The sequence below is a fragment of the Mucilaginibacter pedocola genome, assembly GCF_002013915.1.
Classification (GTDB): domain Bacteria; phylum Bacteroidota; class Bacteroidia; order Sphingobacteriales; family Sphingobacteriaceae; genus Mucilaginibacter; species Mucilaginibacter pedocola.
This window is the reverse complement of the sequence record NZ_MBTF01000004.1, coordinates 182,870-198,410: the sequence shown is the minus strand read 5'-3', so window position 1 is coordinate 198,410 and position 15,541 is coordinate 182,870. Positions and strand designations below refer to the sequence as shown.

At 47.6% G+C, this 15,541-nt stretch carries 9 protein-coding genes; 4 read left to right on the top strand and 5 right to left on the bottom strand.

From position 1 onward, the window contains the following. The first annotated feature begins 72 nt into the window (after positions 1 to 72). The 3 genes from BC343_RS07860 to BC343_RS07850 all read left to right on the top strand — a co-directional run bounded on the left by BC343_RS07860 (position 73) and on the right by BC343_RS07850 (position 2,149). Positions 73 to 537, top strand: a complete 465-nt coding sequence (locus tag BC343_RS07860) for an NUDIX domain-containing protein (protein WP_078347208.1) — start codon at positions 73 to 75, stop codon at positions 535 to 537. Positions 538 to 677: 140 nt separating this feature from the next. Continuing rightward, entirely contained in the window at positions 678 to 1,523 is an 846-nt protein-coding gene (locus BC343_RS07855) for an SDR family oxidoreductase (protein ID WP_078347207.1), read from the top strand. 119 nt (positions 1,524 to 1,642) lie between these two features. Then, positions 1,643 to 2,149, top strand: coding sequence for a c-type cytochrome (locus BC343_RS07850; protein ID WP_078347206.1), 507 nt, complete (start codon positions 1,643 to 1,645; stop codon positions 2,147 to 2,149). A 61-nt stretch (positions 2,150 to 2,210) separates the two neighbouring features. Here BC343_RS07850 and BC343_RS07845 read toward each other — a convergent pair whose 3' ends face one another. Both BC343_RS07845 and BC343_RS07840 read right to left on the bottom strand, forming a co-directional pair. Further along, on the bottom strand, positions 2,211 to 2,678 hold the full coding sequence (locus BC343_RS07845; RefSeq protein ID WP_078347205.1) for an SRPBCC family protein: 468 nt from the start codon (positions 2,676 to 2,678) through the stop codon (positions 2,211 to 2,213). Positions 2,679 to 2,702: 24 nt separating this feature from the next. Continuing rightward, on the bottom strand, positions 2,703 to 3,569 hold the full coding sequence (locus BC343_RS07840; protein ID WP_238381726.1) for a DUF2911 domain-containing protein: 867 nt from the start codon (positions 3,567 to 3,569) through the stop codon (positions 2,703 to 2,705). Positions 3,570 to 3,713: 144 nt separating this feature from the next. Here BC343_RS07840 and BC343_RS07835 point away from each other — a divergent pair, with 144 nt between their 5' ends. Continuing rightward, positions 3,714 to 4,697: a GlxA family transcriptional regulator gene (locus tag BC343_RS07835; protein ID WP_078347204.1), complete on the top strand. Its 984-nt coding sequence runs from the start codon at positions 3,714 to 3,716 to the stop codon at positions 4,695 to 4,697. A gap of 1 nt (position 4,698) precedes the next feature. On the opposite strand, the gene BC343_RS30715 is transcribed toward BC343_RS07835, so the two are convergent. The 3 genes from BC343_RS30715 to BC343_RS07770 form a co-directional block, all read right to left on the bottom strand. Then, positions 4,699 to 12,735, bottom strand: coding sequence for a beta-propeller fold lactonase family protein (locus BC343_RS30715; protein WP_143822099.1), 8,037 nt, complete (start codon positions 12,733 to 12,735; stop codon positions 4,699 to 4,701). Positions 12,736 to 12,846: 111 nt separating this feature from the next. Beyond that, positions 12,847 to 14,310: a gliding motility-associated C-terminal domain-containing protein gene (locus BC343_RS07775; RefSeq protein WP_143822098.1), complete on the bottom strand. Its 1,464-nt coding sequence runs from the start codon at positions 14,308 to 14,310 to the stop codon at positions 12,847 to 12,849. Between the two features lie 254 nt (positions 14,311 to 14,564). Further along, positions 14,565 to 15,536, bottom strand: a complete 972-nt coding sequence (locus BC343_RS07770) for a metallophosphoesterase (RefSeq protein WP_078347202.1) — start codon at positions 15,534 to 15,536, stop codon at positions 14,565 to 14,567. Between the last annotated feature and the right edge of the window lie 5 nt (positions 15,537 to 15,541).

Sequence of the window (15,541 nt, the reverse complement as noted above, 5' to 3'; positions counted from 1 at the left end):
ACAGTTAATTGGTACAGATAAAACTAAGTATAAAACTTTGCGTTTTGCTATTTTGCCATAAAAACTATCAGGATGCCAAAACAAAGCGCGGGGATATTAGCCTACAGATTCAGCGATAAACAATTGCAGGTATTTTTGGCGCACCCCGGCGGGCCTTTCTTCAAAAATAAAGATGCGGGCGTATGGAGCATACCCAAAGGCGAATTTGAAGATGATGAAGAACCACTGCATGCCGCCCAACGCGAGTTTACCGAAGAAACCGGCCATAACATCGCCGGAAAATTTGTGGCTTTGACACCGGTAAAATATAAAAACGGCAAGGTAGTATATGCCTGGGCAGTTGAGGCCGATATAGATGCGGGCAATATCAAAAGCAATTACTTTGAGATGGAATGGCCGCCCCGCTCGGGCAAAACGGCAAGCTTTGCAGAGATTGACCGGGCCGATTGGTTTGATACCGAAACTGCTAAACAGAAATTAGTGCCTGCGCAGGTACCGCTCATAGATGAGCTATTGTTGTTTTTGGAATTAAAATAACCACGTCGTTCAAACAATTTTCTTTGCGGCTTGGCACCTTTGCGTGAAATAACCCCCCATTACCACCCCACGCTATTGGCAAATACCGCCCAAAATATTAGTTTTGGGTAGTAAATTCTCCCGTTTTAGTATTTATCACAATGCCAATTACAACCACTGTTATCACCGGCGCAACATCCGGCATAGGAAAAGAAACCGCACTTGCCCTTGCAAAAAAAGACCACGCCCTGTACCTGCTGGTACGCGATATGGACAAAGGTGAGCAGGTAAAGCAAGAACTTATCAGCAAATCCAAAAACAATAATATATACACCGTTTTTTGCGACCTGGCGGATATGGACAGCGTGCGCAGCGCTGCCGATACGCTGAAAAGCAGCCTGATGTCGGTAAATGTACTTATCAACAACGCCGGCGGTATATTCAACCAGCGAGAAACTACTAAAGACGGTTTCGAGATGACGTTTGCTGTAAACCACCTCGGGCACTTTCTACTTACCAACGCCATGCTCCCACTGCTCGAACGCGGGCAGGCGCGCATCATCAACGTTAGCAGCGATGCCCACCGCATTGGCAAGGCTCGCTTTAAAGACATTAATTGGGACCATACCGAATATTCGCCCATTAAAGCCTACGCCATGGCCAAGCTTTTCAATATTTACTTCACACGTACTGCGGCCGTAAAATTTGGAACAAAGGGCGTTACATCATTCGCCTTGCACCCGGGCATGGTAAGCACGGCCTTTGGCGAAGGGCTCACCGGTTTTGGCAAAACCCTATTGTGGCTGGGCACCCCTTTTATGATAACAGCAGAGCAAGGCGCACAAACCAGCATCTTTTTGGCAACAGGCAGCCGTATAGACGCAAAAAGCGGTAAATATTTTAGCGATATGAAGGTAAAAACGCCTTCTGCCACGGCAACCGACGATGCCGCCAGGCTTAAATTATGGGAGATTAGCGAAGAAATGATAGAGCCCTTTATTCAATAACAGGCTCCATTGATGTTCCAACGCACAAAAAATGACATTTCTGTAACATTTATGTTTTGATTCGAACTTTTATCATTTTTTTGGGTTAGCTTAGTAGTAATTTAAACCGCTCCAAGAAAATGACGATCAACAAAAAATTAACCGCTGTGGCTGCGCTGCTGTCTGTAGTGGCGTTTATGGCCATGTCCCCCGCCCCTCCTGCCGAGGAGCATAAGTTTGAAAACCTTAAAGTGCTGCCTAAGAAAATAACGGGCGAACAATTGCACGACGTTATGGAAGGCTGGAATATGGCCCTCGGTGTGCGTTGCAACTTTTGCCACGCGCGCAACGAAAGCACCAACAAAATGGACTTCGCCAGCGATGCCAAGCCCGAAAAGCAAATGGCCCGCGATATGTTTAAAATGACCGCGGCCCTCAATAAAAAATACTTTGGCGCTAAAAAAGATAGCCTGGGCATGGTAATGCAAACAGGTGTTAACTGCAACACCTGCCACCGCGGCACCTCGCACCCCGAAATTGTGAAACCGCCTAAACACGGCCCGGGCCCTGGTGGGCCAGGTGTTCCGCCGCCTCCGGGTGGCCCAGCAGGTACGCCTCCTCCTCCACCGCCGCCTGCGCAGAATTAATGTAATCAATCCCAATAAAAAACGGCGCTTAGTATTCGTACCAAGCGCCGTTTTAACATTATTATCCCTCCCACTCCAGTTTCGCCACCTTTTTCTTGTATGGCGTACCCGTTCCGATAGTTAGATAAGCTTCGATGCTAGCCATAAAATAATCCCAGGCGGGTTCGCAGATGTTATAACATTCTACGCTTTTGTTTAGGCCTTGATGCAGCATGGTTAGTTGGGTACTTTCCGCATTGCTGCTGATCATCCAGATGATGCGGGTGCCTACCCACTCGTCCTTTGTTTCCAGCCCATCCATATCAATATACGCCTTCAGGCAAAGCCAGGTTACCTTTTTATTGGGTACCGCTTCTATTATTTCGAAAGTCTTTTTGGTGTTACCGAACGCGATGTTATAAGTATCGCCAACCTCGGCAGATGCGCCTTCAAAGTCGTCGCCCCACCAATCGGGTATGTGTTGGGTAATAGCAGCGTACACTTCTTCGGAGCTGTTGCTTACGGTTATACTTTTCTCGTAATCTTTCATGGTTTCAAGTTTTGGTAAACGAATTTATTTAACGCTTGCTTCAGTAAGTACTTCGCTGGCCTTGCGTATATATTCCTGGCTGTGCTGTTCGGTTGCCAGTTTTAAACTTTCGCGGGCCGAAGCTATGGCAGCGGGTTTATTGCCGTTTTTGAGATACAGTTTTGCCAGCCAATATTTGGTAGGGTAAAAGTTGGGCTGGGCCTTATCAGCTTCCTGCATCAGGCTCAAAGCTTCGGGCAGGTGGGTATTGTGGTTGTAGTACCACACCGCGGCAAAGTAAGGCTTTTGCTGTCCTTTAAGTGCCTCCTGTATATTGGCCATTACCTGCTTATCAATATCAGTACTCAGTTTAACATTAACGCCTGTGTTCTCCCACAGAATTTGCAGCAGGGCCTTATTAGCGGTTACATCCGCAAACTGTATGGTAAGCGTTTCTACTTTAGCAGGCAGCTTCACCGGCTTTACCTTAAAGCGCAGCAGGTCTTCCTTCTCGTTATAGGTATATGCACCCCATTGTTGGGTATTCTTATTCAGGATGATGGTCCACTCGGTAGCACCCGGGATGCTGAACAATGAGTAACTGCCCGGCGCAACGGTATGCCCTTCCATTTGCAGGGTATCCGTGAGCGTTATTACGGTAGCATTGTTGGCACCGGTACGCCACACGGTACCATAAGGCTCAATACCGCCAAATATTTTACGCCCCTTGGTATTAGGGCGGTAGTATTTTACCGATACGGTACCCAGCCCAAAATCCTGTTCGATACGTTGCCCGAGGCTGGTAGCAGGTATTTTGCCTTTCAGTTCCTGCGCAGAAGCTGAATTGATAAACGCAAACATGCTCAGCATTAATAAGGCTAAGCATTTGATGGATAATTTCTTAGTATTCATAATCGAGTTTTTACTGCCGGATGCCATCATCCAACAAAACAAATGTACCATCTGAAAGCTACCTCTGGAACGGTGCAAAATAGACTTTATAACGGGTTGATTTGGACAACAACCAGCGTTATATTTGAGTAAATTTTATCGGTTATGAAACAGGTAGTAATAGTAGTGCCTAAAGAGTTTGCCAACCTGCCTAGTGTAACAGGAGCTTTCCATATCCTGATGCGGGCCAACGGGTATTGGCAAAAGCAACATGCCCATCCTCTGATGGAAGTACGAATAGCTGGCCTTGGCGGCGAGTTAAAACTGGATGGCGGGCTGTTCTCTATCCATCCAGTCGATTTAACGAGTATTCATAAATGCGACCTGATAATCATCCCCTCCGTATCGCACGAATACACCGCCGTATTAAAACGCAATGCCGAACTTATCGATTGGATAAAGGAGCAGTATAAAGCCGGTGCCGAAGTAGCCAGTATTTGCACAGGTGCTTTCCTGTTAGCGGCCACCGGGTTGCTGGATGGTAAAAGCTGCTCTACCCATTGGAATGCCGAGGCCGATTTCCGCAGGCTGTTCCCCAACGTTAACCTGCAAACCGATAAACTGCTCACTGCCGATAACGGCATTTATACCAATGGCGGTGCTTACTCCTTCCTTAACCTGATGCTGTTTTTGGTAGAGAAATACTTCGACAGGGATACCGCCATCTTTTGCTCTAAAACCTTCCAGATAGATTACGATCGCGATTCACAATCGCCCTTCCAGATCTTCCAAAAACAAAAGAGCCATGGCGACGAGCTCATTGGCCGTGCCCAAACCTATATCGAAGAAAACCTGGCCGAAAAGATATCTTTCGAAGGCCTTGCCTCAAAACTGGCTATCAGCCGCCGCAATTTCGACAGGCGCTTTATTAAAGCTACCGGCAATACACCGGTTGAATACCTGCAACGCGTAAAAGTGGAAGCCGCAAAAAGCACTCTCGAGAAAGGCCGCAAGAGCATTTTCGAAGTAATGAACGAAGTGGGCTACTCAGATGACAAGGCCTTCCGAGAAGTATTCAAGAAAATAACAGGCCTATCCCCGCTTGATTATAAAGCCCGTTTCAACCGCGATAACAGCATAGCACAATAGCTTACCTTACTATAGATACCCAGCCTGCGCGGGGTTTCTGCCCGTCTTTGGGGTTAATGATATAGTAGTAGGTACCCGCTGGTAAAACGGCACCGTTGCGCTTTCCATCCCATGCCCGATCGTACCCAACAGACGAGTATATCGGGCCTCCCCACCTGTCGAATATGTTTACCGTGGCCTTATTATAGCCCTGCAAAAAGGTTAGGTTCCACGTATCGTTCACGCCGTCATCATTGGGCGTAAAAGTATTGGGTATGGTAACCATAGCCAACGACCGCTGTATAGTTAACACCCCCGGCACGTACCTGAAGTTGTAATTTTGCGCAAGGGCATTACCTGCTGTTATAGGGTAATCGCCGGCCACGGATGTGGTGGTTGCCGTACTACTTACATCGGGCCGGCGGCTAAGCACTGCCTCGTTTTCGTTATTTACGAAACCGTTGTAAGTTACCGTAAGAATAGGATTATCGGCACCAAGCAGTTTGGTTTTATTATCGGCAGTAATGATAAGCATTGCCGGGGTTACCGTGCTGTTGGGCACTGCCAGGGTTGCATCAGTGGCGTTTGGGGTTCTGATGACGATGTTGCCATTATAAGTATCTACAGCTGTTTTTGCGGTAAGCCTGATGTAAGCAGTTGCGGCCACCGTACCGCTGCCCGTTATAGTGGCAGTTGTGCTAAAGTTATTGTTATCGGCACTTACCTCAAAACCTGCCGGTGCCGTAATTGTAATAGGTGAAACTATATTAGCTCCCGATACGCTAAAACTCTGGCTTGTCGACGGTGTGCCGTAAACAGTAGTTAATGGCGTAAGCGTGGCAGATAACGACAACACCGGCGGTGGTGGCGGTGCTACCGTTATAGTAAAACTAATTGCATCGCCGGGGCAATTGGTTGTTGGGCCTACAAAATTGCCAATAGATATAGGCCCGTTGCCCGCAGAAAGCGTATAAAGCACCTGATCTATAGCAGTACCAATAACCGACAGTCCGCCTCCGGCAACGCCTGTACGGCCATTCACCACATAAACAAAATTGCCATCCGGGGATACCGAAACACCGTTAGGGTAATTACCAACAGGGATACTGCCCGTGTAGGCTAACTGCGTTCCGTCTAAAACCCATACCTTATTTTCCGTATTATCAGTTACATATATCTTGCTGCCATCGGGCGTAACGGCAATGGCATGGGCATCTTTACTGAAAGACAAAGACGTTAACTGCCGGAAGGTAGTAGCATCAAAGGCCTGAAATGTATTTTGGTTACCAACACCAACTACATACAAAACCCCACCGCCGGGGCTACAAGCCATTTGCGCCGGTGCCTGCCCTACGGTAGGTATCTCGGCAACAAGCGTATTGTTGCTTGTGTTGAATACTGATACCGAACTGCTGTTTTGGTTGGCCACATACAACCGGTTGCCATCGGGGCTTACCAGCGTTGCTACCGGGTATTGGCCGGTAGGGATGGTGGCAATAACCGAATTAGAAACACCGTCAATAACAGATACGGTATTAGATGTTTCGTTTGCTACATAAACCCGGCTACCATCGGGGCTTACAGAGATGCCAAACGGGCGGCTACCAACGGGTACAGTAGCGATAACGGCATTTGATGCAGCGTTGATCACAGACATCGAGCCATCAGAAATATTTGATACGTAAACCCTTGTTCCGTTGGGGCTAACAGTTATACCATACGGCAAGGTGCCCACGGGTATGGTTTTAATAATAGCGCCGCCTTCAGGGTTAATAACAGATATAGCGTTATCGGAAGAGTTAGCTACATAGATATACGATTTTAACTGAGGTGTAACCGTAACCTTGGCAACAGCAGGTGTACTGCCTGTATTTACGGCATTAAAAGCCGGTATATCGCCTGTACCGCTTCCACCTAAGCCTATAGATGGGTTATCATTAACCCAAGTGTAGCTATTGCCGGTACCCGTAAAGTTAACAGCAGTTGTTGTTACGCCGTTATCAACCGATTGGTTGCCGGGTTTACTTACCGTTGGCAGTGCATTTATAAATGCGGATACGCGTACCTGCTTGTCGCTCCCGCCTGCAGTTGTTAGCGTAACATCGCCCGTTGTAGTACCTGCTACACCCGAGGCTGTTGCACGCACATAAACCGTTACATTGTCAACGGTTTCTGCAGCTTGCGGAATCAGCACGTTATTGCCGTATCCCGACGCGATACTTAATGATACCTCAAAACCTGCCGGAGCCGTTGCGGCAATGCCTTCGAAAAGGTCCTTACCCGATACCAAAAAACGCTGCACGTTAGGTGCCGACGACGTCGTGCCTACGCAGGCGGATATTGTCCCAGTCGCCGGCCCTGCTGTAATTATCGGCACAGGAGGATTCACCGTAATATCGAACGTAACCGGCGCACCGTTGCAGCTACTTGCTTCTCTGATAAAGTTGCCAACGGTAAAAGGGTTTTTACCGACCAGTACTTTTGCCATTAGTGCATTTGTGGCTGTATTATACACAGCCAGGGCGTTATCCTGCCCAAGGGTAACAAACAATTGTTTTCCGTCGTCGCTCAAGGCTATACTTAATGGCAAAATGCCTACCCGCATAACGTTTTTTATAGCTTGGGTTGCAATATCAATTACCAAAACAGAGTTTTGCTGATCATTGGCATACAATGTTTTACCATCGGGGCTTATGGTTAAAAACCGTGGCGTTTGACCAAGTTTCATCCTCGAATCGATGGTATTGGTAGTTGCATTCACAACCACAATATCGCCACTTATCGCATCGGTGGCATATATGCGGCTATCATCAGGGCTGATGCAGAAGCTCACGGCCAGTGCACTTAACCCTATAGTGGCTGATACGGTATTCGACGGCACATCTATCACCGAAACAGAACCGCTGGACTGATTTAAACTATACAGCCGTTTTCCATCATGGCTAAGCACCAATCCCCCGGGGCCTTCCCCCACTGCGATGGTGCCGGTAATTTGCAGTGTAGCAGTATTAATTACCGAAACCGTATTTGTGCCGTTATTGGCCACGTACAAAGTGGCGGCATCTGCAGAAACCACCATGGCCAACGGAGCATCCGGTACAGGGATAGTTGCTGTAACGGTATTAGACAATGCGCTGATAACCGAAATGCTATTTGACGAATAGTTGCTTGCGTATACCCTGCTGCCATCGCGGCTTATAGCTACGCCATTGGGGTTTCTACCTACCGGGATAGTTTTCACAACTGAATTACTCGCGAGGTCGACCACAGATACGCTGTTATCATCTAAATTAGCTATATAGGCCATTTGGCTGGCAAGCGGTGTAACGCTAACATTTGCAGTAACAGGTGTGCGGCTCCTGTTAACGGGCATAAACGCCGGAATGTTTCCGTTACCACCGGCGGCCAGGCCAATGGATGGATTATCATTTACCCAGGTAAAACTCCCACCGCTCCCCTCGAAGTTAATCGGCTGGCTGGCTATACCGTTGGTTTCTTCCCGGTTGCCGGGGTTATTAACCAGCGGCAGGGCGCTCTTTATACCGGTTACGGCAATATTTTTAATATTGGCACCTGCCGAAGACAGTACAACATTACCTGCTACCGTACCATTAGTTGCCGTACTTACCAAGCGCAGGTAAACTATGGTGTTGTTAATTTTCCCGGCAGCCTGCGGGATAACCAGCGTTGAACCGAAACCCGCGTTTTCGCTAAGCGATATTTCAAAACCCGCCGGTGCTGTAGCTGTAACATCGGCGGTAAGGTTTTTGGCCGATACGGTAAAGTTTTGCACCGATTCTGTTGCGTTACTACCTGTACAAGCATTAATTGCAACAGTGGCTGTTGATGGCATAATGGTTGATTCCGTCGGGTTAACCGTTATGGTAAATTCCATAGGTACGCCCGGGCACCCGGTGCTTTCTTTAATGAAGTCACCTTCGGCATAGGGGTAATTGCCAACAGTTATGGTAGATACAACAGTATTATCGGCAGTATTAATGATAGAAACGTTGCCATCCAGCGTATTGGCCACGAACAGCCGCGTACCATCAGAGCTTACCGAAACACCCATGGGGCTCCTGCCTACGGGTATAGTGGATACGACAGCGTTGGTCGCCGTGTTAATGGCAGATACCGTGCCCGACATTACATTGCTTACATACACATGTCTTCCATCCGGGCCAATAGTGATATTTTCAGGGGCACTGCCTACGGCAACCTCGGCAACAACGAGGTTGCTGGCCGTGTTGATCACCGAAACCGTCCCGGAATTTTGGTTGGTTACATAAACAAAGGCGTCATCGGGGCCGATGCATACCGTACCGGGTTTGCCACCTACAGCTATGGTTGCTACAATGGTATTTGTGAGCGTGCTTACTACCGACACATTATTATCAGAATAATTAACCACATACAAAAACTTACCGCTGTGGCTTAAAGCAATGCCATGCGGGTTTTCACCAACATCAATAGTAGCTGTAACTTGCGAGGTAGATGTATTAATAACCGAAATATTATTAGACCCTTTGTTAGACACATACAAAGTACGCCCATCGGCAGTAATTGCCAGGCCCGCAGGGTTGGTGCCCACCGTAATGGTTGCGGTAACCGTGTTACTGTAAGTATTGATAACTGATATTGTACCCGATTTATAATTGCTCACATACACATAAGCGCCGTCGGGGCTTCTTGTTATGGCAATAGGGTTCCAGCCTACCGGTATAGTTTTTACCACCGCATTGTTTGCTGTGTTTATTACCGATACCGTATTGCTGTTGAAGTTACTGATATAAGCCAGTTGCGATGATACAGGCGTAACCCTTATGGTAGCCACCACGGGGGTAGTGCCGGTATTTTTTGCAGTAAACGATGCTATATTACCGCTACCACCGGCTCTGAGCCCTATTGATGTATTATTATTTACCCAGGTATAAGTATTGCCGGTGCCGGTAAAGCTAATAAGGTTAACCGTTTCGGCATTGTCAAGCACTATGTCGGCAGGCTTATCCACAGTTGGCAAATTATTGATAATGCCACGCACGTTTACCAATAGCGGGGCTGCGCCTGCAGATGCCAAAGTAACATTACCCGTAATATAGCCGGCAGCGGCCGTAGCTGATGAACGCACATATACCACCACATCTGTTACCTTCCCTCCACTTTGGGCAATAGTTACTTTATCGGTGTAACCACCGGTTGCAGACAACGATACCTCGAAACCCGTAGGTGCGCTTGCGGTAATATCGCTTATTAGGGCTACACCCGATACGCTAATGCGTTGAATTTTAGGGCTAACGGAAGCTGTGCCCACGCATGCAGATATATCGCCAATTACAGGGCCAGCCGTTATTACCCCGGCAGCAGAAGTTGGGTTTACGGTTATTTTAAAATCTATTGGCACGCCCGAACAGCCCGAACTTTCCTTAATAAAATTGCCCATGGTAAATGGGTTCTTTCCAACCGGTGTTTTACTTATAATAGCATTGTTAGCAGCGTTCAATACCACTAAGTTGTTATCTAAAGTATTAGCAACAAAAAGCTGGTTACCATCTTTAGAAACGGCTATGGCCACCGGTGCGCTGCCCACTCCCTGGTTATCTTTAACAACCCCGGTAGCCAGATCTATTGTAAATATGCTACTCGCATAGTAGGTGCCGTACAAGGTGGCCCCATCGGGGCTAGCGGTTATATAATTGGGAGAGTAGGTTACACTCAGCCTCTTCTCCACGGCATATGTTGCTGTATTAAATACGGTTATATCATTACGAGCAACACTTGCTACGTATAGCCGGCTATCGTCAGGGCTTATGCAAATTCCGGTGGGTGCGCCTGTATATAATCCGGTCATGGTAGCTATCACTGCGTTGGATGACAGATCTACCGCAGAAACTGAAAAGTTGCTGTAATTTAAAACATACAACCGGGTTCCATCGTGGCTTACTGCCAGCCCGTTAGGGTTGTCGCCCACTGTTATGATATCAAGTGGTTGAAATGTAGCGGTACTGATAACAGCAACTTTATTAGTGCCATTATTTGCTACATAAAGCTTGGTTCCATCAACCGATATCGCAACGGCCGAAGGGCTCAACCCAACAGGAATGGTTTTAATGACCGTATTTGAAGAAGTGCTAATCACCGATACATCGTCGGAAAAATAATTACTGACAAATACCAGGTTACCGTCGGGACTAACGGCTACAGCATTAGGCGCTTTACCCACGGGGATGGTTTTTAGCACAAGGCTCCGGGCAATATCCACTACCGATACCGTATTATCGTCGTAGTTAGCAACATATGCCAGTTGCGCCTGTACGGGCGTGATCCTTATATTGGCTACGGCAGCTGTACCACCTGCGTTCAAAGCTTTAAAAGTTGGAATATCGCCTTCGCCGCTTGCCGGCAAACCTATGGCCGGGTTGTCGTTCGTCCATCGGTAAATGTTGGCAGTTCCTGTTAAACTAATGGCCGGCACATTCTCAGCGGGAGCGGCAACTTTATCTCCGGGGTTATTAACTGCGGGTAGTTGGGTCACAAACCCGTTCACACCTACATATTTTGCGGATACACCTGTAGCTGTAAGTTTAACCGAGCCTGATATGTACCCTCCGGGAGCCGTAGCAGATGCACGAACATATACCCTTACGTCATTCACCGTTCCACCGCTTTGCACCAGGCTTACTATATTACCATAGCCGCCGGCCGGGGTAAGCGATACTTCGAAGCCGGCCGGTGCCGTAGCAATAATATTATCTGCTAAACCCGTACCCGATACTTTGAACTGCTTTATGCCGGGGCTGGCAGAAGCAGTGCCAACGCAGGAAGTTATATCGCCGGAGACCGGTCCGTTGCTAATTGTACCAAGTGATGGTGGGTTAACCGTAATTGTGAACGATATAGGATCGGCGGTGCAGGGCCCGCCTTTTCTTATAAAATTCCCAAGCGATAATGTTGAAATGCCTACCGGTACCTGCCCTATAAAAGAGAGGTCGGCATTATAATGATCCAGTACTGCATTTTGGCCATTAATAATGTACAGAGTACCATCGGGCGCGAACGATAGCCCTGAAGGACGCCCCGGCATGGCGCGCGTAGTTACCGTATTGTCAGCAAGATCAATTATTGCAGCAGAACCCGAGGGCATTGTTACATAAGCTTTGTTGCCATCGGGGTTTATTATAATTCCCGAAGGCCCCTGGCCAACCGCTATAGATCCGGCTACGTAATTTCCCGCTGTGTTAATAACGGATACAGTGTTGTTGCCTAAATTGGTAACGTAAAGTACTTCACCGTCGGGGCGCAAGGCCAAATCCTGTGGATATTGACCCACCGGTATGGTAGCGATAATGCCTTTGTCTGCCAGTGAAATTACCGATACCGAGTGTCCATTAGAATTTGTTGTGTATAATTTGCTACCATCGGGGCTTAAAAGTGCTTTGACAGGTGTACGCCCCGTTGGTATCACGGCAATTACTTCGTTAATGGCCGCATCAATCACCGATACGTTATCTGATGAAGAATTTACCACGTAAACCCGGCTTCCATCGGCATTAATAGTAATTCCGCGTGGGTTTTCGCCAACAAAGATACCGGCTACTACTTTGTTGGTGGCAGTATTAATAACGGATATAGTGTTTGTACCGCCGTTAGAAACATAAACTAAAGTACCCTGCGGATTTATGGCGATACCGAAGGGCATATCGCCCACTGGGACGGATGCCACTACGCTATTTGTTGCCGTGCTTACCACCGCAATACTTTTTGTTTCGGTAACCGGGACATACGCAAAGTCAGAAGAGATGGGTTCTGCCGTAAAAGTAGCTATGGCCGGTACCGGTAAGGGGTTAACGGTTTTAAAAGGCGCTATATTCCCAACCCCGCCTACTGCATTCAGCCCGATAAAAGTGTTGCTGTTTGTCCAGCGGTAAACGCAATTGCCTCCCGGAAACTCTATGGGTTTAGTAAACTCGCCGGCGGTTACGGTTTGGCTTTCCTGCGCTTTGGTAATGCAGGGCGCAATGGCAGCCAACAGGAATAGTAATAAAAGTAAAGGTTTCTTCATGCAGTAAGGCTCAGGCACATATCCATCTATAGTATCCCAAATATAAAAATATTCAGCATATCTGTAACGTAAAAACTAATACCTTTTCCGGGAAGCAATACCAAAAAAATATTACCTGATAATGGTAACATTCCCCGAATATTTTGGGCCTTTTTTGGTGGGTTTGATGATGTAATAATAGGTACCCGCCGGCAACGCTGTGCCTTTATATGTACCATCCCAACCGCCGGTATAACTTTTAGCATCGTACACCATGCTGCCATAACGGTTATAAATATTTATAACACAATCGGGGTAGGCCAACAGGGCGTTTATTTTCCAGGTGTCATTAACGCCATCGGCATTAGGCGTAAAAGTATTAGGAATAACCACGGGTACCAACATAACCACAGTAATTACATTTGATTCAGCCATGCGCGGCAATACACATTTATCGGCAGTGGTTACCGTGCAGGCAACCTTATCGCCAAGGGTAAGCGTTGCCGACGAAAATGTTGCGCTATTGGTGCCAGCACTGTTTCCGTTAACCGTCCATTGGTAACTCAAATTTTGCGCATACTGCGGGTGGGCTGTAAAAGTTATCAGTTCATTCTCCTCTATAATATTATCCGGCTTTGATGACGTGATACTTACGCTGTTGCTTTCCGAGGGTGCGCCATCAATGGTAACTTCGTTAGAAACCGCCGTGCTTATGCCACAGCCGTTGGTATTGGTTATGCCGCAACTCAATACATCGCCATTTTTTAGGTTGGTGCTACTAAATTGGGCGGAGTTGCTGCCGGCCGGGTTACCGTTTACGCGCCACTGGTAATTAACCACGCCGGGCGTGCCGGTAAGGCTGGCAGTAAAAGTAATTGGGGGGCCAATACATACATCGCTTTCAGGCGTAATGGTTACCGAAGGTGCCTCGTTGGGTAATATCTCCACTTTCAACGTATTCGATTCGGCAGTGGCTACACCTACACATTTCGCGGTGATATGAAAGGTACAAGTTATTTCATCCCCGTTTTTCAGATCCCTGGTAACAAAGGCGTTATTGCGGTTAGGTACATCTACACCGTTTACATGCCATTGCAATGTATAGTTAAGCGTAGCATCCTGGTAATTGAGGTGCAATGCTGTGCCTATTGTTACTTCTGTACCCGCACAAAATGCTTTGGTACCGGTAGAACTGGTATTGGTAATAAAATAAAGTTCGATGGTAGGTATGTGGTACTCGCGGGTGTGAATGCCCATAATTTTGTTAGATGAACCCACTAATCCGTTTTGCAGGTTGGTAACCACACATTGCACCTCATCTTCGGCGGCTATTTTGGGGTTGGCATTTTGAAGGCTAAACGTTGGCGAACTGCCGCCAACCGCCCTGCCGTTTACCAGCCATTGGTATACATTAACCCCGCCGTTTTCTACTGAGGCTGTAAAATTTACCGCTGTACCATCGCAGGGGTACATATCATCGGCCGCAATAGTTACAACGGGCGCATCATCGGCGTGTGTACCAATGAAACTTAAAGTGCGCATTTCGCCATTAACCGACTGTGGAACTGCAGCTACAGCTCCACCGGGCAAAGGCATAAAAAAATGGAATACCAAAAATATATTGGCCAACAAGTGCAACACTACGGTAATATCGGTTAAATTAATTGATGAACAAAGCCTGCCCGTAAGGCAGGCATACGCCTCCCCAAGATATTGCTTATCCTGTTAAAAGACAATTTTGCATTAACTAATACCTACAAGATGCATGTTTATTTTCCTCATCGGCAAAATGGAACAAAAAAAGCCACCTGCATAAAACGGGCGGCTTTGTGTTTAGTAAATGTAAGGCCTTATTTAGTAAGTTCTGTTTGATACAGCATAGCACCGGTGTCGTTTATAGCTTTTACTCTCAGCTTATTGGCAGCTACCGAAAAATACATAAAGCCATGCTGCGAGGCTGCAAATTTGCTGTACGGTACGCCATCGGTAACCGGTGTAAGCTCGGAGCCTGCGCCCGAGATAAACTGGTGCGTAAAACCTTCGGGCTTAAGGTGCTGCAAAGAATGGTCGTGGCCGGAAAGGTAAACGTCCACCTTATGCTTTTCGAAAACGTTGGTTAGCGCTTTGCGCATGGTTAGCGTATCGTAGTTTTTTATGCGCGGGCCAACGGTGTAGTACGGGTGGTGCCCAACTACTATCTTCCATTTCACATCTGCCGATGCGTTGGCCAGGGTGGTGTTTATCCATTCCATTTGCTTAGCCACATAGTCCTTTTTTTCTTCGAACAGGAAGGGGTCGGTATCTATCATTACAAACAGCGCTTTGGCATTTGGGCCAAGGCTCATCTCCTTACTGTAATATAGCGATGGCATGCGCCAACGACGGCTAATTTTGCTGTAACGTACCTGCGCTTCGGGGTCGGTCATGTAGTCGTGGTTGCCCAGCACGGGGTACCAATCGCACTGCAGCGAAAACGCTGTGTAGATGTTCTCGAAAGTGAAGTTCCAAAGCGGGTCGTGCTCGCTTACGACGCCTTTGGGGTAAAAGTTATCCCCTACCGATATTACAAATTTGTTAGGGTTACTGCGTGCCCAATCGCCCATTTGCTTACCTACCTCGGCCTGGCCATATTCGCCGCTGCGGCCCCAATCGCCAAGGGCAATAAAGTGCAGCGGGTACTCATCTGCCATGCTTGCCGATGGCGAAAGTTCGTCGCTCTCTAAATGCGTAACGTTACCCTCGGCCAAAGCCTCTACGGGGCCAAGCAACGATACGCCCAGGACCGATAGCCCGGCATTCTTTACAAAATCTCTCCTCTTCATCTGTA